Origin of the sequence: Paracoccus chinensis (assembly GCF_900102885.1) — a bacterium.
Taxonomy (GTDB): domain Bacteria; phylum Pseudomonadota; class Alphaproteobacteria; order Rhodobacterales; family Rhodobacteraceae; genus Paracoccus; species Paracoccus chinensis.
Genome location: NZ_FNGE01000020.1, coordinates 1 through 20608, shown reverse-complemented (window position 1 = coordinate 20608; position 20608 = coordinate 1). Strand labels below are relative to the sequence as shown.

At 68.0% G+C, this 20608-nt stretch carries 20 protein-coding genes; 14 read left to right on the top strand and 6 right to left on the bottom strand.

Annotated features, from left to right (window positions below):
- Positions 1-41 precede the first annotated feature (41 nt).
- Genes ubiV through ubiT form a run of 3 tightly spaced genes read right to left on the bottom strand, consistent with a single transcriptional unit; the run spans position 42 to position 2462 of the window.
- Positions 42-935: a ubiquinone anaerobic biosynthesis protein UbiV gene (gene ubiV / locus BLQ03_RS15070; protein WP_090757155.1), complete on the bottom strand. Its 894-nt coding sequence runs from the start codon at positions 933-935 to the stop codon at positions 42-44.
- Positions 936-939: 4 nt separating this feature from the next.
- Complete coding sequence (ubiU, locus tag BLQ03_RS15065; RefSeq protein WP_090757172.1) at positions 940-1917, bottom strand: ubiquinone anaerobic biosynthesis protein UbiU; 978 nt, start codon at positions 1915-1917, stop codon at positions 940-942.
- Positions 1918-1919: 2 nt separating this feature from the next.
- On the bottom strand, positions 1920-2462 hold the full coding sequence (gene ubiT, locus BLQ03_RS15060; protein ID WP_090757154.1) for a ubiquinone anaerobic biosynthesis accessory factor UbiT: 543 nt from the start codon (positions 2460-2462) through the stop codon (positions 1920-1922).
- A 117-nt stretch (positions 2463-2579) separates the two neighbouring features.
- On the opposite strand from ubiT, the gene BLQ03_RS15055 reads away from it, so the two are divergent.
- Positions 2580-4073, top strand: a complete 1494-nt coding sequence (locus BLQ03_RS15055; protein WP_090757153.1) for a UbiD family decarboxylase — start codon at positions 2580-2582, stop codon at positions 4071-4073.
- Positions 4070-4633: a UbiX family flavin prenyltransferase gene (locus BLQ03_RS15050; protein WP_090757152.1), complete on the top strand. Its 564-nt coding sequence runs from the start codon at positions 4070-4072 to the stop codon at positions 4631-4633. Before BLQ03_RS15055 ends, BLQ03_RS15050 begins: the two co-directional genes overlap by 4 nt.
- 177 nt (positions 4634-4810) lie before the next feature.
- On the opposite strand, the gene BLQ03_RS15045 is transcribed toward BLQ03_RS15050, so the two are convergent.
- The 3 genes from BLQ03_RS15045 to BLQ03_RS15035 all read right to left on the bottom strand — a co-directional run bounded on the left by BLQ03_RS15045 (position 4811) and on the right by BLQ03_RS15035 (position 8150).
- Complete coding sequence (locus BLQ03_RS15045; RefSeq protein WP_090757151.1) at positions 4811-5104, bottom strand: DUF6522 family protein; 294 nt, start codon at positions 5102-5104, stop codon at positions 4811-4813.
- Between the two features lie 106 nt (positions 5105-5210).
- Positions 5211-5948, bottom strand: a complete 738-nt coding sequence (locus tag BLQ03_RS15040; protein ID WP_175558899.1) for a Crp/Fnr family transcriptional regulator — start codon at positions 5946-5948, stop codon at positions 5211-5213.
- 786 nt (positions 5949-6734) lie between these two features.
- Positions 6735-8150 carry a hypothetical protein gene (locus tag BLQ03_RS15035; protein WP_090757149.1) on the bottom strand — a complete coding sequence of 472 codons (1416 nt, stop codon included), beginning with the start codon at positions 8148-8150 and terminating at the stop codon, positions 6735-6737.
- A gap of 235 nt (positions 8151-8385) precedes the next feature.
- Between BLQ03_RS15035 and BLQ03_RS15030 the strand changes: the two genes are divergently transcribed.
- The 12 genes from BLQ03_RS15030 to BLQ03_RS18045 all read left to right on the top strand — a co-directional run.
- Positions 8386-9441: a C4-dicarboxylate TRAP transporter substrate-binding protein gene (locus BLQ03_RS15030; RefSeq protein WP_090757148.1), complete on the top strand. Its 1056-nt coding sequence runs from the start codon at positions 8386-8388 to the stop codon at positions 9439-9441.
- Between the two features lie 141 nt (positions 9442-9582).
- Positions 9583-10095, top strand: a complete 513-nt coding sequence (locus BLQ03_RS15025; RefSeq protein WP_090757147.1) for a TRAP transporter small permease — start codon at positions 9583-9585, stop codon at positions 10093-10095.
- Between the two features lies 1 nt (position 10096).
- A complete protein-coding gene (locus BLQ03_RS15020; protein ID WP_090757146.1) occupies positions 10097-11434 on the top strand; it encodes a TRAP transporter large permease in 1338 nt (445 codons plus the stop codon).
- A gap of 8 nt (positions 11435-11442) precedes the next feature.
- Positions 11443-12243 (top strand): IclR family transcriptional regulator, encoded by an 801-nt coding sequence (locus BLQ03_RS15015; RefSeq protein WP_090757145.1) that lies wholly within the window; start codon positions 11443-11445, stop codon positions 12241-12243.
- A gap of 2 nt (positions 12244-12245) precedes the next feature.
- On the top strand, positions 12246-14360 hold the full coding sequence (locus BLQ03_RS15010; protein ID WP_090757144.1) for a 3-hydroxyacyl-CoA dehydrogenase NAD-binding domain-containing protein: 2115 nt from the start codon (positions 12246-12248) through the stop codon (positions 14358-14360).
- Positions 14357-15532, top strand: coding sequence for an acetyl-CoA C-acyltransferase (locus BLQ03_RS15005; protein WP_090757143.1), 1176 nt, complete (start codon positions 14357-14359; stop codon positions 15530-15532). Before BLQ03_RS15010 ends, BLQ03_RS15005 begins: the two co-directional genes overlap by 4 nt.
- Before the next feature lie 13 nt (positions 15533-15545).
- Positions 15546-16742 (top strand): acyl-CoA dehydrogenase family protein, encoded by a 1197-nt coding sequence (locus BLQ03_RS15000; RefSeq protein ID WP_090757142.1) that lies wholly within the window; start codon positions 15546-15548, stop codon positions 16740-16742.
- A 13-nt stretch (positions 16743-16755) separates the two neighbouring features.
- The gene (locus BLQ03_RS14995) at positions 16756-17754 is read left to right on the top strand and encodes an acyl-CoA dehydrogenase family protein (protein WP_090757141.1); all 999 of its coding nucleotides are present in this window, start codon (positions 16756-16758) and stop codon (positions 17752-17754) included.
- The gene (locus BLQ03_RS14990; RefSeq protein WP_090757140.1) at positions 17751-18185 is read left to right on the top strand and encodes a PaaI family thioesterase; all 435 of its coding nucleotides are present in this window, start codon (positions 17751-17753) and stop codon (positions 18183-18185) included. The genes BLQ03_RS14995 and BLQ03_RS14990 overlap by 4 nt, the downstream gene beginning before the upstream one ends.
- Positions 18182-19009 (top strand): oxepin-CoA hydrolase, alternative type, encoded by an 828-nt coding sequence (locus tag BLQ03_RS14985; protein ID WP_090757139.1) that lies wholly within the window; start codon positions 18182-18184, stop codon positions 19007-19009. Before BLQ03_RS14990 ends, BLQ03_RS14985 begins: the two co-directional genes overlap by 4 nt.
- A gap of 2 nt (positions 19010-19011) precedes the next feature.
- Positions 19012-20517: a class I adenylate-forming enzyme family protein gene (locus BLQ03_RS14980; protein WP_090757171.1), complete on the top strand. Its 1506-nt coding sequence runs from the start codon at positions 19012-19014 to the stop codon at positions 20515-20517.
- Positions 20514-20608 (top strand): FAD-binding protein (locus BLQ03_RS18045; protein WP_139166762.1); only part of this gene is annotated, 95 nt, incomplete at its 3' end. The genes BLQ03_RS14980 and BLQ03_RS18045, both read left to right, overlap by 4 nt.

Genomic DNA, 20608 nt, shown 5'->3' with positions numbered 1-20608 from the left:
ACGACATTTCCAAGGATGACATCCGATGGATTTTCCATCCCTTAAGCCCCTGACCATGCAGCACCAGCGGGACCCGTCAGGAATCCATCGGAAAGCGCCCCACCCGGAACCCAGGGGCGCAACGATTCGGCCAGCCTGTTCCCAGCAATTCCTCCGGTCAGCCGCTGATGATACAGCGCCACGGTCTCGGCAAAGCCCCGGCTCTGCGGGGAAAGGCGCAGGGCGCTGACGCCGGCTTCGTGCAGCGCCTCGACCTGATGGGCGGCGGTGGCGGTTGACTGGCTGAGCGTCTGGATGCCGTTCACGGCCAGGAAGGGCTGGCCGTCCAGGGTCTCCACGTCACGCCCGTCGGGGTCCTCCTCGCAGACGAACTGGCAGGAATCCTTGGCCCGGTCGTGCAGCCGCGCATGATAGCAGCGCCCCGACAGCGCCAGCGGCAGGCGGCCGTGGCCCCAGACCTCGACCGCGACGCCGAGGTTCGCTCCCGTCCGGGCCAAGGTCGCTACGGACTCCAGCGGCAGTTCGGGCGGCAGGCAGACCCGAACCGCCCCGCGCTGCGCCAGCCAGCGCAGGGTGCCTTCGTTATAGACGTTGACCAGCGGCCCGACCCAGAAGGGCTGGTCGTCGGTCAAGTGGCGCAGGGCGGTCAGGTCGTTGACCTCGACGGGTAGGCCGAGGTCCATCAGGTCGGCGGTCAGCTTGCGCTCGCGCCTGAGCGTGATCAGCGCCAGCGTGGTCAGCGCGACCTCCTTGCCGGCCGCCTGCAGGGCCTCGATGGCGCCGGGGATCTCCCCCTCCCAGAAGGGCAGGCGCTTGGAGCAGACGAGTTCCCCCAGAACGACGCGGGCAGCGGGGGTGAGGGCGAGGTCGCGGTAGAAGCCGCGCACCGTCTCGGCAGGCCAGAAGAACTGGTTGGGTCCGATGGTCAGGTCCATGATCTCACCTCCAGGTCTTGGCATAGGCGCCAGTTGTGGCGGCCTGACCCTCGGTCAGGCGCGCCAGAAGGCTGACCGGCAGGGGCAGGCCCGCCGCCTCCGCCTCGACGGCGGCGCGGAAGGCGCGGACAACCTCGGCCACATAGGCGCGCGAGCGCTGTCGTCCTTCGATCTTGAGCGCGCTGACGCCTGCGCGGGCAAGCGCCGGGATCAGCTGCGTGGCATCCAGGCTGACCGGGTCCTCGAAGACATGGCCGGTCTGCTCGCCCGAGGTGAAGCAGCCCTTGCAGAGCGTCGGGTAGGGCGCGGGTCGGCCCGGCGGCGTGCGGTGGATGGTGAAGCCCCCCAGCGCGGCGCGCAGACCATCGGGTTCCTCGGAATAGACGACATGGCTTGCAGGCGAGCAGACGCCGTTCATGTTGGGCGAGCGGCCGGTGGCATAGGAGGAAAGCGAGCAGCGCCCCTCGGCCATGACGCAAAGGCCGCCGAAGACGAAGACCTCGGTTTCCACGTCGATCTCGCGGTTGATGGCGGTGATCTCGGCAACGGTCAGGACGCGCGGCAGGACCACGCGGCGGACGCCGAATGCCTCGGCGTAGAAGTTGATCGCGTCGGGATTGGCGGCGGCCGCCTGCACCGACAGGTGCAGCCGCAGCTTCGGGTGGTGTTCGGCGGCATGGGCCAGCAGCCCCGGATCGGCGAGGATCACCGCGTCTGCTCCGGCGGTTTCCGCATCCGCCACGGCGCGGTGCCACATGGCTTCCCCGCCCGCGCGGGGAAAGGTGTTGATGGCAACCAGCACCTTGGCGCCGCGCGCATGGGCATGGGCCACGGCGTCTGCCATCTCCTCGCGCGAGAAGTTGAGGCCGGGGAAGTTCCGCGCGTTCGTTTCGTCGGCAAAGCCGCAGTAGATGGCGTGGGCGCCGGCCTCGACGGCGGCGCGGAGGGCGGCGGGGGTGCCCGCCGGGCAGACGAGTTCCATCATCAGAAGGCTCCGTTCGTCAGGTCTTCGCGGTGCAGGCTCAGGCCGCTGGCCCGTTCCGCGAGCGTCACCCCGCGCCGGACCAGCGGGCCGAGGGGACCGGCCAAGGCGGCCAGTTCCTCGGCCAGGTCCAGTTCGGCATCGTCCAGCGCATTGCGCAGCGCCAGCACGACCGAAGTGTCCCCCTCGATCACCAGATCGCGCGAGAAGAACAGGGCGTCCCCGTCATAGCGTCCGTGCAGCATCCCCGTCAGGGCGGACAGAGGCCCGGCGATGCGGGCAGCGGCCTGCGGCGCGCGACCCCGGCGGTGGGCGGTGATGCGCGGACCGGCAGCTGGCTCCATCCGGAGAACGAAAGGCAGGTCGGTCGGGTCGATAAGCACCGCGCGGTCAGCGTATTCTCCCAGGCGGCGCAGCATTCCGGAGTGCCGCGCCGACAGGCGGCGGGACAGGGCGGTCAGCGCCAGTCCCAGCGGTAGGGGCGGAAGCGGCTGCAGGGCACGCGCGAGGAGGCGCGGGCAATGTGGCAGGTCGGTTTCGGTCATCGGTGCACCTTTCTGGCCAGACCCCTAACGCGGCGTCCCTGCTCCCGACTTGACCCAAGCCAAGTCGCCCCGGCCTTTCCGCTGCTAGCTGCGGCCCTGACCCCTGCGGAGCCTGCCTTGCGAACCCTTCCCGTCTTTCCCGACCTGCGCGCCTTTCTCGACTGGACCGAAAGCCGCGGAGAGCTTGCCCGCATTCCCGACCCCGTTCCCGTCCGCCACGAGATGACGGCGGTGCAGCTGGCATCTCTTCGCGCAGGCGGGCCGGTCCTGCGCTTCGAGGCGCCGGTGCTGGATGGCGGGACGCGGTCCGCCATCCCGGTCGTGACCAACCTCTTTGCCAAGCGGGAGCGGGTCGCTGCCGGCCTGGGGCTGACGCCGGACCAGGTGCCGGGCTTCGGCGCCTTCCTCGCCGCCCTGCGCAGCCCTGCGCCGGTCGAGGGGATGCGCGATGCCCTGTCCCGCTGGCCCATGCTGCGGGCGGCGCTGTCGACCCGCCCGCGCGTCCTGTCCCGTGCCCCGGTCCAGCAGGTGGAAGCCGCCCCGGACCTTTCCGCCCTGCCCGTCCAGGTGCCTTGGCCCGGAGACGCGGGGCCGCTGGTGACATGGCCGGTGGTCGTGACGCGCCCGCATGGCAGTGAACCCGCGCAGGTGGTGCGCTACAACCTTGGCGTCTACCGGGCGCAGGTGATCGGGCCGGACCGGCTGATCCTGCGCTGGCTTGCTCATCGCGGCGGCGCCGCCCATGCCCGGTCTTGGGCGCGGGCCGGTGAGCCGATGCCCGTCGCCGTGGTCCTCGGCGCCGACCCCGCCACGCTGCTGGCTGCCGCCCTGCCCTTGCCGGAGACCGTGTCCGAACTGACCTTCTCGGGCGTCCTGCGCGGCGCGCGGTCGGAACTGGTGCCCGCCCGCACCGTCCCGCTGCTGATCCCCGCGCAGGCCGAGATGGTGATCGAAGGCTGGGTCCATCCCGGCGAGACCGCGCCCGAAGGCCCCTTCGGCGACCACACCGGTTATTACAACGCCGTCGAGCCCTTTCCCGTCATGCGCGTCAGCGCCGTGACTCATCGGCGCGATCCCCTGTATCTCTCCACTGTCACCGGCCGCCCGCCCGACGAGCCTTCGGTGATCGGCGAGGTCTTCAACGACCTCGCCCTGCCGGTCATCCGTGCCCAGATCCCCGAGGTCCGCGACCTCTGGCTGCCGCCCGCCGCCTGTTCCTACCGCATCGCGGTGATTTCCATCGACAAGCGCTATCCGGGTCAGGCGCGGCGGGTGATGATGGCGCTGTGGGGGATGCTGCCGCAGTTCAGCTATACCAAGATGCTGGTCGTTGTGGACGACGACATCGACGCGCGGAACTGGGACGACGTGGCCTGGGCGCTGTCCACCCGCATGGACCCCGGCCGCGACGTGATGATCCTGGACCGCACGCCCATGGATTACCTCGACTTCGCCTCGCCGCTGGAAGGCTTGGCGGGCAAGATCGGTATCGATGCCACGACAAAGATCGGGACCGAGACCTCGCGTGACTGGGGGCAGGTCATGGCGCTGGACCCCATCCATGTCGAACGCGCGGCGGAGCTTCTGGCCCGCCGGGGTCTTGCAAGATGAGGGTCGTGCTGGGCGTCTCGGGCGCTTCCGGCGCGGCGCTGGCGCTGGCCTGCGCGCGGCATCTCGCCCGCCTCGGCGCGCGGATCGACCTCGTGCTGTCGCCCATGGCCGAGCGCACGCTGGACACCGAGGTCGGCCCGGACGCGGTGGGTGAGCTGGAAGCCATAGCCGCCCGCCGCCACGACATCCGCGACATGGGCGCGACCGTCGCCTCGGGCTCGCATCCCGTGGCGGGGATGATCGTGGCGCCCTGTTCGATGCGCAGCCTGGCCGCCATCGCCCATGGGCTCGACGACAACCTGCTGACCCGCGCGGCCGGGGTGCAGCTGAAGGAGCGCCGCCCCCTGGTCCTGCTGGCGCGCGAGGCACCGCTGACGCTGGCGCATCTGCGCAACATGACGGCAGCGACGGAAATGGGCGCGGTAATCCTGCCGCCGGTCCCAGCCTTCTACCTGCGGCCCAATTCGGTTGACGACATCGTCACCCAGATCGCCGCTCGTGCCGTCGATTTGCTGCGGCTCGGGCCTCCGGTCGCGGCCGCATGGGATGGGAAAAGCTGAGCGTTCCGTTGAGAACCTAAAACCCGCTCTCGGGAAACACGGATCCGTCTTCCCACGGTGGTGTCAGTCTGGAGAGGCTCCCAGCCAGCGTACAACCGCCGCGAACGGGCTGCGCACGGCACTGGTCCGGGCAAGTTCGTTCGCCGGTGCTTGGCGGGCTTTCTTGCGCCAGTCACGTCAGCCCTGTCGGTCAGGCATTCCGTCGGTTTCGGGCTGCGGCAGATGCGCGGGAAAGGTCGCGCGGGACAGAATGGTGCCTTCTGCGTCCACGATCAGCCTCAGCGCCCTGCCGCCGTGAAAGAAGGTCAGTCTCCAGCGACCCGCGTCCTCATCGACACCGGTTTCGCACTGGCTGGTGATCTGCCCTGTTCTCAGGCGCTCGCTTATGCTTGCGGGCTCAAGCCCGAATGCTGCGCCAAGAACATGGGCCTCGACGGTAAATCCGTCAGCGCTGATCGTGACCTCGTCCATCGCAATCCCTGTCAATGAAGCTGACCCTGTCTAGCTGGATGACCGCGGATTGCGGGTGGGGCTGATCGTCGCGGTCGGCCAGCAGGCGGGCGGATGCCATGCTGTCTCACGCCACCTCCTCGGCCACCAGATCGCGCAGACGGTCGGCATTCTCGATACGGACACCTGTGGCATCTGTTTGCACGCCATGCTCGCGCAGCCGGGCGAAGGCCCGCGACAGGGTTTCGGGTTTCATCCCCAGCTGCCCGGCGATCAGCGCCTTGCTGTAGGGCAGAGCCACAGCCTCCGCGCATTCGCCTTCGGCTCTGGCCTCGAGGGTCAACAGAAACTCCGCCACCCGCTGCACACCCGTGCGCGCCTTCAGTTCCTCGATATGGATGACGAGTTGCTCAAGATGCACGAAGGCTGGGGTCAGCATCGACGTCGCAAGCACTGGTTCGGAGTGCAGCAGACGGCGCACATGGCCAGCATCCAGCCGCAGCAGCCGCGCGGGGCTGATCGCCGCGGCAGACGTAAGATAGGATTGCTGACACAGGGCCGACGTCTCACCGAAGCTCTGGCCATCGCACAGGATGGCGACCACCGCCTCCGTGCCGCTCGGGGCCATGCGATAGAGCTTGACCCAGCCCTCCAGCACGATGAACAGCGCTTCGGCGGGCTCGTCCTGCTGGATGATGATCTGACCCGCCTGGGCGCTCTGCGCCCGCGCGCCTTCCAGCAGCCTGGTTTCCGAGGACTCGGAAAGACTGGCGAGCAGTGGCGAGCGCCGTGCAGTCTCGCGTTCGGCAGATGTCAGGGTGACATGGGCTGAAGACAAGTCCGGATTACATCGGCACGTCTTCATGGCTCCAGTGCTGCATGGCCTCGAAACTGCAGAACTGCTCGCCTTCTCTGCTCCAAAGCCTGTGCAGGTTTGTGAGATCGGCGGGCTCTCCTGGTCCAGCCAGCACGATCCTGCAGTTGTCCGGCCGCATGTCAGCATGTGCGACCGGGACCGCGGCAGTCTTCATCGGAAAGCGGGAGCAGGTTGAAGGTCAATCTGGTCCTGGCTCCCGTCTGCTCGTCCACCTCTATGCACAACTGGGGGCGCAGCACGATTGTTCCCTTGATGGCTCCAGCCCCTATGATCGTGTGCACGATGATCCAGGTCACCTGTTGTCATGCTCAACGACTTGCTGGGCGCGGTGCGCCAATGCCATGGCTGAGCAAACGACCCGCAGCCCGGCTCATGTTGGCACGTTCGCGGTTCCAAGGCGCCTGCCTCGGTGAAGTCACCCTCAAGGATCCCCTTGCGGACGGGAAGACCATCATGACGGAGGGACCGGAGGATGGGGCAGGACAGGGCGGACGCCGCCCGCCGCATGGCCCTGCGGCGCCCGGACCTCCACCATCAAGGGTGGCAGCCGGGTCGGGCCTCCCGATGCGGACCGCGCGCCGCTGGCCGGCCCGCGACCGGGCGGATGGGCCGGCAGGCCCTGCACGTCCGATCCGGCCGGAAGCCGGGACGCGCATCTTCCCGAAGGAGATGGTCGAACTGATCGAGGGTCTGGCCCTTCTCGATCCGCGGCCCTCGGTCGCCAGCATCCATCGCGCCGTTGTCCAAGTGGCAGAAGAAAAGGGGGGGCGAGCCTCACATCAGGCCCGATTGCACGAGCAGCGCCATCCCGATCGTCCACAGGGCCAGCCCTGACAGGCAGTAGAACCCATTCCAGCGGAAGCCCACGACCGCCGCAGGCCGTCCGACCAAAGCACCTGCATAGACGACCGTGGTCATCAGCGGTGTGAAGCCCATGACACAACTCCAGGTTCCCGCGAGGCACAGTGCCGCGGCCGGATCGCTCAGCCCCGGCACGTCGAGTTGTGTCACTAGGCTGCCTAAGACGGATGCTGTAATGATCGGGTTCACCCCTGCCGTGGCTAGCGCGAACATGGACAAGTTCAGCAGGACGACCATCTGCCAAGGCGTCTCGATCAGCGCGGCGACCAGCGACTGCACCCGGTCGATCGGCAGCAGTTCCAGCGCCAGCACCGACAGAAGCCCCGCCGAGGCGAAGACGCCGATCTCGGCGGCGGCCAAGGGAAAGCGCCGGATCGTCCCGGCGGTGGCGCGGCGCATCGCGGCACCCGCGCGGCCCGGACCGCCGCGCCCGATCCGCGCCGCCCAAGCCAGGCTGTAGCCCGGCACGGCGATCAGCAGCGCCTGCTGGAACTGCAGCCCGGTGGCCGCGTGCAGCCCGAAGACCAGCCCAGCCAGCAGCGCCACATGCATCACCAGCAGCGCAACCCCCCCCCGGTCGGCGGCATCCGGTCGAGGGGCTGCCCGCGACGTCAGCGGGATGCGCGGCGCCCCCGCCCAGTCCAGAAACCAGCCCCAAGCCAGGAACAACGCCGCCGCCAGCAACCCCGCAGGCCCGATGTCGGCGTATTCCAGCCCGGGCATTGCCAGCAGCAGGGCGTTCAGCCCAAGCCCGATGGGCGACCAGAGCGGGGCCAGCGCAAAGCCCCGCAGCACGGCCGTCGTGATGCGGCGCAGCCTCCATTCCCGCAGGTCCGGGGGCAGATGGGCGCTCGTCTCCTCCAGCGACCGCCGCGTCATGTCCAGCAGCAGCGCGATGCCGCCGAGATTGATGAGGACGCCGAAGACATGGCCGCCGAAGTTCATCGCCAGATAGCGCCGGCCGGGTGGGCGCGTCGTGAGATAGCGCCCGGCGCGGACGACCTCGGGCGCCTCTGAGGCGACCACCCGCAACGCACCCAGAAGCGCCAGCAGCGCCGCCAGGAAGGCCATCCGCTCAAGCCCCCGGGACAGCGTCTCGATGTCGATGCCGCGCAGCATCGCCGCGGCCAGCAGCAGGACGCAAAGGCTGACGGTCAACCACGTGGCGATGGTGAACTGCCGCCAGCACAGGACAAGAAAGACCGCCAGCGCCGCGCCGGCGGTCAGGCCGATGGCGGCAGAGTGGATGAAGATGCCGGCAAAGGACGCCAGGACGACGACGATGATGCAGCCCTGTGCGACCAGCATGCGGACAGAGCGCTCGGGCATGGGAAAAGCCTGCATTCAGACGGGCATCAGACAGCAGGCGTTCGCAGCCGGCCGGAGCAGAGACAGACATCGTGGCCGGAAATGAAGACGAAGCCCTCCCTCGCCCGGGTGAACACGCATCTTCTTCCTCTCTGCGAATCCTCACCGCCACTCTCGCAAATTCGCTTGAGGCGGTGCAAGAGTGTTCCATTATCTGGGACAGTGTGCCATCTATTGAAACGGGAGGAGAATCACTATGCGTTTTCTGAGGACAAGTTTCCTGACCGTCGGGCTGCTCTGCTCGGCGTCGTCCGCGGCGATGGCCGCGACGCTGATCTACGGCGAAGCCGGACCCAACCGCGGCGTGCGCGCCGAAGCGACCCAATGGTTCGTTGATAAGGTTGCCGAACAGACCAAGGGCGAAGTCACCATCGACGTGAACTGGGGCGGCGCGCTGTTTTCCGAAAAGGCGGCGGTCGAATCGATCCGTGACGGCGTGGCTGACATGGGCTCGGTTATCGGGGTCTATTTCCCGCAGGACATGATCGCCTATGGCCTGGCCGACCTGCCGATCCCGAACCCCGATCCCTGGGTGGGCATGAAGGCTACCGACAAGCTGATGCGCGAGAACGAGCAGATCAGGGAGAACCTGGCCAATCAAAACCTGGTCTATATCGGCACGTACACCACCTCGGCCGTGCAGGTCGGCTGCAAGGGCAAGACCATCGAGTCCCTCGATGATGTCAAAGGCCTGAAGATCCGCGGGGTCGGTGCCTATGGCAAGGTGTTCCACGATCTCGGGGCAACGCCGGTCGACATGTCGGTCTACGAGGCCTTTCAGGGGCTGGATACCGGACTGATCGACTGCACCCAAACCTATCCCTATCTGGTCGAGGCGCTGAAGTTCGACGAAGTTTTCGACAGCTATACCGAACTCGACTTCGGCCAGATCGGCGCCTTGGGCATCATGATGAACAAGGACAGCTTCGACGCGCTGACGCCTGAGCAGCAGCAGGGCCTGATGACGGCGGGCGAGGGGCTGGCGGACGAGTTCGGGCGCATCCTGACCGATGCCAACGAGCGTTCGGTCAAGATTCTCGAGGAGAAGGGTACCCCTGTCCTGAAGATCTCTGACCAGGACCGCGCGCGGCTGGCCGAGGCTGGAAAGAAATACATCGACGAGTGGATCCAGCGCGCTGACGGAGCGGGCTTGGACGGCCAGGCGCTCGTCGATCGATACACCGCACTAATCGCGGAATTCGCCCAACAGCGTGATGAGCAGGGTTATCCCTGGGCGGCCAAGGCCAACTGAGCCAAGGTCCGATCCTCTGGACCTGACTCAGGCCTGACGGGCAGGCCGCATCCATCCGGACAGGCCTGCCCGGCACATCGTCCCCCGGTTCGCGCCCATATCGGCCCGGACCACAGCGCGATCAAATCCGGAGGTGCGGCCATGAAGGCCATTGAGCGCGTCATGCTCGAATTCGCGGTCGTCTCGACCCTGGCGCTGGCGCTGGCGATCACTGCCAACGTGGCGGGCCGCCAGCTCTTCGGCTGGAGCGTGCCCGACATTGTCATCATCGTTCGCGAGCTGATGATCCCGACTATCATCCTTCCGTTGGCGGCGGCGACGGCCAACCGGGCCCATATCGCCGTGACCTTCGTCACCGACCGCATGTCGCCCCGCGCCCGGGGCAGGCTGATCGTCTTCGGCTGGTTCGTGGCGCTCCTGGCGATGCTGCCGCTGATCTATGCCAGCTGGCGCAACCTGTCGGGTTCGTGGTCTTCGGGCGAGTTCTACGACGGGCTTCTGGGCATCCCGCGCTGGCCGATGAAGCTGGTCTTCCTTCTGGGCCTCGTGATGATGACGATCCGCCTCGTCCTGGTGGCGCTCGAGGACCTCGCCGAGCTGCAGCGCACCGGCACCGTCACCATCCAAAGCCACACCGAAGAGGAGTCCGTCTGAGATGGATGCATCCACCATCGGACTTGTCGCCTTCGGGCTGGTCATCGTCCTTCTGGCGCTGCGCGTGCCGATCGCCTTCGTGCTGGCCGGCGTGGCCACCGTGGGCACCTTCCTGATCTATGCCTTCCGCAGCGGCAGCTTCACGCCGGAACGCGCCATCAACCCGACCTCGTCGATGGTCGTGAACAGCTTCTTCGAGCTGATCCATTCCTACGACCTGTCGATGATCCCGCTGTTCGTGGCGCTTGGCAACATCGCCTATCACACCGGCATCACCACCCGCATCTATGACGCGGCCAACGTCTGGCTGCGCGGCGTGCCAGGCGGGGTCAGCGTTGCCTCGCTGATGGGCTGCGCCGGGTTCTCGGCCATCTCGGGGTCATCCATTGCCTGCGCCTCGACCATGGGGCGCATCTGTGTGCCCGAGATGCTGCGCCTAGGCTACAACCCGCGCCTGGCGACGGCCTCTGTCGCTGCCGGCGGCACGCTGGGGTCGCTGATCCCGCCGTCGGTGCTGTTCATCCTCTACGGCATCTTCACCGAGACTTCGATCAGCAAGCTGTTCCTGGCCGGCATTCTGCCGGGACTGCTGACGCTTCTGGGCTACGTCATCGTCGTGGTCTGGTGGACATCGCGCGACCCCAGCGCCGCCCCGGTCGATCCGAGACCGGTGGCCAAGGGTGACCGCCTCAGGGCAGCGTTGTCGGCGTGGCCTGCCCTGGTGCTATTCACCGTCATCATCGGCGGCATCTATGGCGGTCTCTTCACCGCGACCGAAGCGGCGGCAATCAGCGTCGTGCTGACCATCCTGATCGGCTTCCTCGAACGCTCGCTGACGCTGCGCTCGATGTGGACCGCCATCCGCGACAGCCTGATCCAGACCTCGGCCATCTTCCTGATTGCAGCCTGTGCCAAGATCTTCGTGTCCTTCGTCGCATTGACCGGGGCCGCGGGCATGGTGTCGCAGTGGGTGGCCGGGGCGGGGCTGTCGCCGATTATGCTGATGGTGGCGATCTCGGCGCTCTATCTTTTCCTCGGCATGTTCCTCGACCCCGTGGGCATCATCGTGCTGACCCTGCCCTTCGTCATCCCGATGGTGGACAGCATGGGCATGGACCTGATCTGGTTCGGCGTCATCGTGGTCAAGCTGCTGGAAATCGGGCTGATCACCCCGCCCGTGGGACTGAACGTCTTCGTCATCGGCAACGTGACCGGGCGCGGCATCACTGTCGACCAGATCTTCGCCGGCGTGATGCGCTTCCTGGCCATGGACATCGTGGTGCTGGGCATCCTGATCCTCGTGCCGACAATCTCGACCCTCATCCCGAACGGCTTATGAGGCAGGCGATGACCGAACAGAACGATCCCCGCTTCGCGACGACCCTAGCCAGGGGGCTGTCGGTCCTGCGCGCCTTCCGCGTTACCGACGAGGGCTTGAGCAACGCCGAAATCGCGCAGCGCACCGGTTTGCCGAAATCGACGGTGTCGCGCCTGACCTTTACCCTTGGGGAACTGGGCTATCTGGTCCAGTCGCCCCGTGACGACCGCTTCCGGCCAGGGCCGACGCTGGTCGCAGTCGGCCATGTGGCGGCAACCTCGTTGTCCTTTCTTGTTCCCGCGCATGACCTGATGCAGCGGCTGGCCGAGGAAAGCGGAACCTTGGTGGTGCTGGCGGTGCGCGACGGCGACAAGATGGTCCTGATCCGCACCTGGCGACCGACCCGGGTGGCCTCGATCTGGCTCGAGGTCGGGCAGCGCATTCCGCTGCAGCCCTTCTCGTCCTGGCGCGCCTTCATCGCTGCGGCCACGCCGGCCGAGATCGAACGGATCGCCGCCGAGCACCTGCCAGACCCGGAGTCGCTGGACGCGCTGCTAGTCGGCAGGCCGCAGGCGCTTGCCGACATGGCGCTGCAGGGCTTCGTCTCAACCCCTGCCGGTAGCGGGATGTCGGCCGCCTACAATGCGGTTTCTGTGCCGTTCCGCAGCAGCAACCTTGCAGAGCCGGTGGTTTTCACCTGCGGCGCGCTGCCCGCCGAGGCTCCGATCAAGCGCATGGAAACCGACGTCGGGCCCCGACTCGCCGCCGCGGTCCGTACTTTAGAACGTTTGACGGGACAGGCCCCCGGCCTGGTCCGCATGGAGGCCTGAGCATGGCTGGACAGACCCCCGTCAGCTATCGCCGCGAGGGCGACATCGCCTTCATCGAGATTGACAACCCGCCAGTCAACGCCTTGTCCGCGGCGGTGCGGCAGGGACTGGCCCAGGCCGTCGTCCGCCTGGCAGATGATCCCGACGCCCGGATCGCCGTGCTGTCCTGCGCCGGCCGCACCTTCATCGCCGGGGCCGACATCTCTGAATTCGGCAAGCCTTCGGTGCCCCCGAGCCTGCCCGACGTGATCGCCGCCATCGAGGCATCGGAAAAGCCCGTGGTCGCGGCGCTGCACGGCACGGTGCTGGGCGGTGGGCTGGAGGTCGCCTTGGGTGCGCATTACCGGGTCGCGGTGCCGGGCACCCGGATGGGCCTGCCTGAGGTGACCTTGGGCCTCTTGCCCGGCGCGGGGGGTACGCAGCGGCTGCCGCGCGCCGTGGGAACCGAGGCGGCTATCGATCTCATTACCTCGGGGCGCCAGATCGACGCGGGCGAGGCGCGGCGGCTGGGGCTGATCGACGCCGTGGCCGAAGGGACCGACTCCCGCGCCGCAGGCGAGGCCGAGGCGCGGCGGCTGCTGAACCAGGGGGCCGGGCCTCGCCGCCTGGGTGAAGCCGAGGCTCCGGCGGCTGACGCGGCGATGGTGGAGGAGTGGCGCCGGAAGGTCATGAAGTCCGCCCGCGGGCAGGTGGCACCGATGCGCGCGCTCGACACCATCGTCGAGGGGCTCGCGATGCCCTTTGCCGGGGGCGTGGCGCATGAGCGCCGCGCCTTCATGGACCTGATGCAAACGCCCGAACGCGCGGCGCTGATCCACGCCTTCTTCGCTGAGCGCCGGGCCGCGCAGCAGGGCGACCTGACCGGCGTCAGCCCGCGCAAGCTGGACCGCGTCGGCATCATCGGCGGCGGCACCATGGGGCAAGGCATTGCGACCGCCGCGCTGACGGCAGGGCTGGACGTGACGCTGGTCGAACGTGACCAACCTTCCGCGGACAAAGCGGCCGCAGGCATCGCCAAGATGCTGGAGGGTGCCGTCAAGCGTGGCAAGCTTGCCCCCGACACGCGCGACGGGATGCTTTCGCAGGCGTTCCGCGCCGCCGCTGCCTATGACGCGCTGGCCGAGGTCGATCTGGTGATCGAGGCAGTGTTTGAGGATCTCGACGTCAAGCGCGAGGTGTTTCGGACCCTCGACAGCATCTGCCGCTCCGGCGCGGTGCTGGCGACGAACACGTCCTATCTCGACGTGAACCTGATCGCCCAAGCGACCTTACGCCCACAGGACGTGATTGGGCTGCATTTCTTCTCGCCCGCCAACGTGATGCGGCTGCTGGAGATTGTCGTGGCGGACTGCACTGCCCCGGACGTGGTGGCGACCGCCTTTGCGCTGGCCAAGCGGATGGGCAAGATCGGCGTGCGCTCGGGCGTTTGCGACGGCTTCATCGGCAACCGGATGCTATTGGCCTATCGCACGGCGGCCGACCACATGGTGCTGGACGGCGCCTCGCCTTACGACGTCGATCAAGCGATTGTCGGCTTCGGCTTCCCGATGGGTCCCTATCAGGTGGGCGACCTTGCCGGGCTGGACATCGGCTATGCCACCCGGCAGCGGAAGGCGGCGACCCGCGACCCGCGTGAGCGGGTGCCGGTCTTCGCCGACCGGCTGGTCGAGGCGGGACGTCTAGGCCGCAAGACCGGGCGCGGCTATTACATCTATGACGACCAGTCCCCGCAGGGCCGCCCCGACCCCGAGATTGCAGAGATGCTGGACGGCATCCGCCGCGAGCTAGGGATTACCCCGCGCAGCTTCACGCCCGAGGAGATCCAGTCTCGCTACATGGCGGCAATGGTGAATGAAGGCGCTCAGATCCTCGACGAAGGTATCGCCGCACGGGCCTCGGACATCGATGTCGTGCTGCTGCATGGCTATGGCTTCCCGCGCTGGAAGGGCGGCCCGATGCATTGGGCCGACGCGCAGGGGCTGGACCGTATTACGGCCAACATCGCCCGCTTCGCCCAGGAAGACCCCTATTTCTGGCAGATTTCTCCCCTGTTGGCGCGCCTTGCTGCCGAAGGCGGGAAACTGGCCGACGTGAACACCGGAAAGGACATGAAATGAAGGACGCTGTCATCGTCTCGACCGCCCGCACAGGCATCGGCAAGGCCGGCCGGGGCAGCCTGAACCTAACCCACGGTGCGACCATGGGGGGCCGCGTCGCCGCCGTCGCGGTGGAACGCGCGGGCATAGACCCCGCGCTGGTCGAGGACAGCATCTGGGGCTGCGGCTATCCCGAATATGTCACCGGCGGCAACATCGCCCGCCAGATCGTTGTCCGCGCGGGCTTTCCTGTCAGCATCGCCGGAACCACAGTCAACCGCTTCTGCGCTTCGGGCCTGCAAGCCCTGGCGATGGGCGCGCACATGATCCAGCAGGAAGGCGCGCGCGCCGTGCTGGCGGGGGGCGTCGAATCGATCAGCCTGGTCCAGCCCCCGCCCCGCCATTCGCGCGAGGCCTGGATCGAGGAGCACAAGCCCGACCTGTATCTGCCGATGATCGACACCGCTGACAACGTCGCCGCCCGCTATGGCGTCAGCCGCGAGGCTCAGGACGAATATGCCCTGCGCTCGCAGCAGCGCATTGCCATCGCGCAGCAGGCGGGGCTGTTCGCGGACGAGATCATCCCGATCGAGGTCACGCGTGCTGTCATCGAAAAAGCCACGGGCGAGGTCCAGCACGAGGACGTCACCTTCGACCATGACGAATGCAACCGCCCGTCCACCACGCTGGATGGGCTGGCCTCGCTGAAACCCGTCAAGGGCGAGGACAAGTTCGTGACCGCCGGCAACGCCTCGCAACTATCCGACGGCGCTGCGGCACTGGTGGTCATGGACGGCGAGCTTGCCGCGCGCGAGGGCGTGGCGCCGCTTGGCGCCTTCCGCGGCTTTGCGATCGCCGGATGCGAACCCGACGAGATGGGCATCGGCCCGGTTTTTGCCGTGCCTCGCCTTCTGGAGCGGGCGGGCCTGTCGGTTGATGACATCGATTTGTGGGAACTGAACGAGGCCTTTGCCAGTCAGGCGCTTTATTGCCGCGACCGGCTGGGGATCGATCCCGACAAGTTCAACGTCAACGGCGGGTCGATCGCGATCGGCCATCCCTTCGGCATGACCGGCGCGCGGACGGCGGGTCACATCCTGCTGGAAGGACGCAGACGCGGCGCGAAATGGGGCGTCGTCACCATGTGCATCGGCGGTGGCCAGGGCGCTGCCGGCCTGATCGAGATCTTCTGAGGGGAAAACCGCCATGGACATGAGCTTTTCGCCCGAGGACCAGGCCTTCCGCGCAGAGGTCCGCCAGTTCCTTCGGGACCGGCTGCCCGCGCGGCTGTCCGAAAAGGTCCGGCTTCATCAGGAGCTGACCAAGGACGAGATCGAGGAATGGCACGGCGTCCTGAACGAGAAGGGATGGCTTGCCGGCAACTGGCCGGTTGAGTTCGGCGGCGCCGGCTGGACCGCGATCCAGCGCCACATCTTTGAGGAGGAAAGCGCGCTGGCCCATGCGCCGCGCATCCTGCCCTTCGGCATCGCCATGCTGGGACCGGTGCTGCAGAAGTTCGGGTCGAAGGAACAGCAGGAGCACTACCTGCCGCGCATCCTGAACGGGCAGGACTGGTGGTGCCAGGGTTACTCGGAACCCGGCGCGGGGTCGGACCTCGCCTCGCTCAAGACGACGGCGGTGCGCGACGGCGACCATTACATCGTCAACGGGCAGAAGACCTGGACCACGCTTGGCCAGCATGCCAACTGGATCTTCTGCCTGGTGCGGACCAATTCCACCGTCAAGGCGCAGGAGGGGATCAGCTTCCTCCTGATCGACATGACCGCCCCCGGCATCACCGTGCGACCCATCGTCCTTCTGGAGGGCACGCCCGAGGTGAACGAGGTCTTCTTCGACGACGTGCGCGTGCCCGTCGCGAACCTCGTGGGCGAGGAGAACAAGGGCTGGACCTACGCCAAGTATCTGCTGACGCATGAGCGCACCAATATCGCGGGCGTGGGCTTTGCCACGGCGGGCCTTGCCGCGCTGAAACGGATCGCGCGGGCCCAGGTCGCGAACGGCAGGCCGCTGATCGAGAATCCGCTGTTCGCCGCCCGCTTGGCCGAGGTCGAGATCGACCTGATGGCGATGTCCACCACCAACCTGCGGATGCTGGCGCAGGCGGCTGCGGGTCAGGTGCCGGGGGCGGAAAGCTCGATGCTGAAGCTGAAGGGAACCCAGATCCGGCAGGCGATCAACGACCTGACCCGCCGCGCGGTCGGCCCCTGGGCGCTGGCCTTCCCCTCCGAGGCGCTGGAGGGCGCGAATGACGATGCCCCCCCCGGCCCAGCCGAGGCGGCAGGGGCGACCCGCGCTTATCTGAACAACCGCAAGCTGTCGATCTATGGCGGCTCGAACGAAATCCAGCGGGGGATCATCGCAAAATCCCTGCTGGGGCTTTGAGGGGAACCGCGTCATGGATTTCGGCTTCACCGAGGAACAGACCATGCTGGGCGAAAGCCTGGCGCGCACGCTGGAACGGGGTGCGGATGATTCCGCTCTTTTCGATCTGGGCGCGGGGGCCGCGCTGATGACCGAGGAAGCCGGCGGCTTCGGCGGCAGCGGCGCGGACATCCTGATGGTCTTCCGCACGCTCGGCCGGGCAGGCGCGGTCACGCCGCTGCTGGACAGCGTGGTGCTTGGCGCGGGCATCCTGGCCGATGCGGGCGAGGCCGACCTGGCCGAGGCCGCCGCCAGCGGCGCCGCCCGCATCGCGGTCGCGCTGGACGAACCCGGCCAGCGCTATGACGGCACCGTGGCGACCCGCGCCGAGGGCGACCGGCTGACCGGCGAGAAGTCGGTCGTGCCGGGGGCCGAGGACGCGACCCACCTGATCGTGCGGGCTACAGACGGGCTGTGGCTGGTCGAGACCGGAGCCGAGGGGCTGGCCATGCGCGGCTATGCCCTGATGGACGGCGGCCGCGCGGCCGAGGTCACGCTGAAGGATACCGCCGCCCGCCGGATCGGGGACGTATCGCTGCTGGAACAACCGCTCGCCGCCGCGATCCTCGCTGTCTGCGCCGACGCCCTGGGGGTGATGGAAAAGGCGGTCGAGCTGACGACCGACTACCTCAAGACCCGCAAGCAGTTCGGCCGCCCGATCGGGTCCTTCCAGGCGGTCCAGCACCGCATGGCCGACCTGCTGACCGAGGTCGAGCAGGCGCGCTCGGCTGTCTGGAACCTCGCCGGAAACCTCGACGCTCCTGACCGTGACCGCCATGTCGCGGCCACCAAGTCGCTCGTGGGCCGGGTCGCACTTTACGTGGCCGAGGAAACGATCCAGCTTCACGGCGGCATCGGGATGACCGAGGAATACGAGCTCGCGCCCCTGGCCCGCCGCCTGCTGGCCGCCGACGCCCGTTTCGGCGACAGCGACCATCACCTGGAACGCTTCATCGCGGTCAGCGCCGCATGAGCGGCGGGGCCATCATCGAGGACGAAACCGGCGCGCAGCGCATGGTCGGCTACACGCTGGACGTGGGCCAACCCGACCGGCGCGCCCGCTGCCGGCTGGTCCTGAACGAACGCCACACGAATCGCCACGGCGTGCTGCATGGCGGGATCGCGGGAATGCTGCTGGACAGCGCCGCCGGCGCCACGGCCAGCCTGACCGTGGACGACAGCGGCCGCCAGCCGTTCCTCACGGTCTCGCTCAACATCGACTTCGTCGGACCCTCTAGGAAAGGCGGCGTCACCGCAACGGGCCGCGTGGTCGGGGGCGGGCGCAGCCTGCTCTTCGTCGCGGCCGATCTGGTCCATGACGACGGCACCCTGATCGCGACGGCGAGCGGGGTCTTCAAGCGCGTTCCCACTGGGACCAAGAGCAGCCCCGAGAACACCCCATGACACCCGCGCAAGCCGAGGCTCGTGTCGAGGATCACGGCGACCACTTGCGGGTGACGCTGTCGAACCCCGGCCGCCGCAATGCGCTGGTGCCCTCCATGTATGTCAGCCTGCGCGAGGCGCTGGAGCAGACGGCGGCCGAGGATCGCTTGGGCGCCGTGGTACTAACCGGGGCGGAGGGATATTTCTGCGCGGGCGGCGACCTGAACGCGCTGGCGACCCGCGCCGCGATGAGCCGGGATGAACGGCGCGCGTTGATCGAGGACCTGCACGCCACCATCCGCGCGATCCGCGCTTGCCCGCGCCTCGTCATCGCCGCCATCGAAGGCGGCGCGGCCGGGGCAGGGCTGTCGATCGCGCTTGCCTGCGACCTGCTCGTAGCGGCGGAGGACGCGAGCTTCGCCGCCGCCTATGTCCGTGTCGGGCTGGTGCCGGACGGCGGACTGACTGCTTCGCTGGCGCGCAGGGTGCCGGCGGGCTTCGCGGCCCGGATGTGCCTGACAGGCGATCCAGTCTCCGCCACCACCCTCGCCGGGATGGGCGTTGTGACAGACCTCGTGGCGCCCGGAAAAGCGCTCGCCCGCGCTGCCGATTTGGCGGCGCGGTTCGCGCAAGGTCCCGCCGCAGCCCAGGGCGCGATAAAGCGGCTTCTGGCCTCAGCCCGCGACGGCGATTTCGACGCTCAGCTCGACCGCGAGGCCGAGGCCATGACCGAGGCGCTGGCCGGCCCCGAGGCCGCCGCGGGCCTGAAAGCCCGCCTGAACCGAACCGCGCCGGACTTTGGCCGCGGCAGTTCCGGCGCCGAGAAGGAGGAAACCCGCCGATGACCATGACCCGCATCCACGATCCGCTCGACACCCAGCTCAGCACCCGCCCGCAAGCGCCAGCGCTGCGTGATCACGACGGCAGAACCTTTACCTATGGTGAACTGTCCGCCGCGGTGGATGTGCTGGCCGCCGAACTGAAAGCGCGGGACCTGCGGCCGGGCGACCGCCTGCTGATCCTAGCGGAAAACTGTGCCGCGCTGGTAGGGCTGATCATGGCGGCGTCGCGGCTCGATGCGGTGGCCGTGCCCGTCAATGCCCGTATGACCGAGCACGAGCTGCACCGCATCGCGGACCATGCCGACCCGCGGCTGACGGTTTACCTGACCCATGTCTCGCCCCAGGCGCGCACCCACGCCGAGATCGCCGAGGCGGCTGGCTGGGACACGCCGTTGGGCAGTCTGGCGATCGCCGGGCCGCGCCCTTCCGCGACGCCCGAGCCTGTGGCGGCAGGTCCCGAGCAGACGGCCGTGATCCTTTACACGACCGGCTCGACCGGCACACCCAAGGGAGTGATGCTCAGCCACGCCAATCTGCTGTTCGGCGGCCAGACCTCGGCCCGGATGCGCGAGATCACGCCCAACGACCTGATTCTGGGCGTGCTTCCGATGACGCATGTCTTCGGCCTGACCTCGATGATGATCGCCAGCACCGTCGCGGGGGCCGAGCTGTGGCTGTTCCCGCGCTTCTCGGCCCCGGCCGTGGTCGAGGCCTTGCAGGCGGGCGTCAGCGTCCTGCCCGCGGTCCCGCAAATGCACGCCCTGATCATGGAGGAGGCGGGCGGCACCCGCCTGCCGCCGGGACGGCTGCGCTATGTGTCGTCTGGGGCCGCGCCGCTTGATCCCGACTGGAAGCGGCGGGCCGAGGCCTTCTATGGCGTGGCACTGCAGAACGGCTATGGCCTGACCGAGACGACAGCGGGCGTTACCCTGACCACCAACCCGCCTGGTGTGCCCGATGTGAGCGTTGGCCCGGCCCTGCCCGGCGTCGAGTTGCGCCTGCGCGACGTGGGCCCCGATGGCGTGGGCGAGATCCAGACCCGAGGCCCGCATGTCATGCTCGGCTATTTCCGCAACCCCGAGGCCACGGCCGCTGCCTTCGACGCGGACGGCTTCCTTTGCACCGGCGATCTGGGCCGCATCGACGAGGACGGCAACCTGCATATCGCAGGGCGCGCGCGCGAGCTGATCATCCGCGGCGGTTTCAACGTTTATCCGCCCGAGGTCGAGGCCGCGCTGAACGACCATCCCCGCGTGGTCCAGACCGCCGTGATCGGCCGCAAGGTCGAGGGGGGAAACGAGGAGGTCTTGGCCTTCTGCCAGGCCGACGATCCCGCCGTGGTCAGCGAAGCCGACCTGCGCGAGCACGTGGCCGAGCGTCTCTCGCCCTACAAGCGGCCCTCGCGCATCATCGTGACAACGGCGTTGCCGACCTCGCCCAACGGCAAGATCCTCAAGCAGAAGCTGATCGAGACGTTCCGCGATGCGCTCGACACTAAGGAGGAAGGATGAGCACGATCGAACGCGAATCGATGGAATTCGACGTGGTGATCGTCGGGGCGGGACCCGCGGGCCTGTCGGCGGCGATCCGCCTGAAGCAGAT